This window comes from Paraburkholderia sediminicola, assembly GCF_046026855.1.
Taxonomy (GTDB): domain Bacteria; phylum Pseudomonadota; class Gammaproteobacteria; order Burkholderiales; family Burkholderiaceae; genus Paraburkholderia; species Paraburkholderia sediminicola_A.
The window spans coordinates 1-1,155 of record NZ_JAQQET010000099.1 but is presented as its reverse complement, the minus strand read 5'-3'; the positions used below and the strand labels follow the sequence as shown (position 1 = coordinate 1,155).

1 protein-coding gene is annotated in these 1,155 nt (G+C 56.7%); it reads left to right on the top strand.

What is annotated here, in order from left to right; genetic code table 11:
- The first annotated feature begins 117 nt into the window (after positions 1–117).
- Positions 118–1,140: an IS110 family RNA-guided transposase gene (locus PQR40_RS38970; protein ID WP_408511281.1), complete on the top strand. Its 1,023-nt coding sequence runs from the start codon at positions 118–120 to the stop codon at positions 1,138–1,140.
- Positions 1,141–1,155 lie beyond the last annotated feature (15 nt).

Genomic DNA, 1,155 nt, shown 5'->3' with positions numbered 1-1,155 from the left:
AATGGACACCGCCCTCCCTTCGGGGAGGTGGGCATGATTGAGGGCCTCCAGAACCGAACGGCATCAATGTGCCAAAGTGGAGTTGCGACACAACCACTTGAGGAACGGAGGCCCTAAATGAATGCTACGACATATGGACTGGATATTGCAAAGCGGGTGTTCCAGATGTACTGGGTCGACGCACAGACCGGTGAGATAGCCAATCGCCGGTTCGGACGCGACGATTTAATTGCGTTTCTAGCCCAACGTCCTGCTGGTCGAGTGGCCCTCGAAGCTTGCGGAAGTGCTCACTGGTGGGCGCGTAAAATTCAGGCACTCGGACATGAGGTAGTCTTGTTGCATGCGCAATTTATCCGGCCATTTGTCCAAACGAACAAGACCGACGCAGCGGATGCTCGGGCCATTTGGACTGCTGTACAGCAACCCGGGATGCGCACGGTTGCTGCAAAGACAGAAGATCAGCAAACGATGTTGAGCCTGCACCGCATGCGCTCGTTGCTCGTCAAGTTTCGCACGATGCAGGTAAATCAGCTACGTGGCTTGCTCTACGAATTCGGTGCGACGTTTCGTGCCGGACGGTTGGCAGGGCTCACTGAGATCCGCGAGCGCATGGCAGAGTTAGAGGACACGCTACCAAGACCGATCGTCCTCAATCTGCAAGACCAACTACGACGCATCAACGCGTTTGAGGACGATATCAGTCAACTCGAGAAGCGCATCGGTGCCTGGCAGAAACAGGAAGCGGCGTGTCGCGCAATCTCCGAAGTGCCGGGCATCGGCAGACTCACCGCCACCGCGTTGGTCGCAACAATTGGAGATGCCAGGACGTTCAAGTCGGGACGTGAGTTCGCTGCGTTTCTCGGGCTTGTTCCTCGGCAACATGGTACGGGCGGCAAGGTTCGATTGGGCTCGATCTCAAAGCGAGGCGACCCATACCTGCGCACGCTGCTGATCCACGGGGCGCGCTCCGTCCTGTGTCACGCCAAGGTACCAACTGCCTGGCAGAAAGGAATTCAGGAGCGGCGACCTGGCAACGTAGTAGCCGTGGCTCTTGCAAACAAGATGGCGCGAATTGCTTGGGCCATACTTGCCCACGAGAGTAGTTACGAAACGAATCACGTCAGTATGAGACCTGCGTAGCAGTATGAGACTTTG

Coding starts and splice junctions, on each gene's coding strand:
- PQR40_RS38970 (WP_408511281.1), top strand. CDS start 118: ATGAATGCTACGACATATGGACTGGATATTGCAAAGCGGGTGTTCCAG.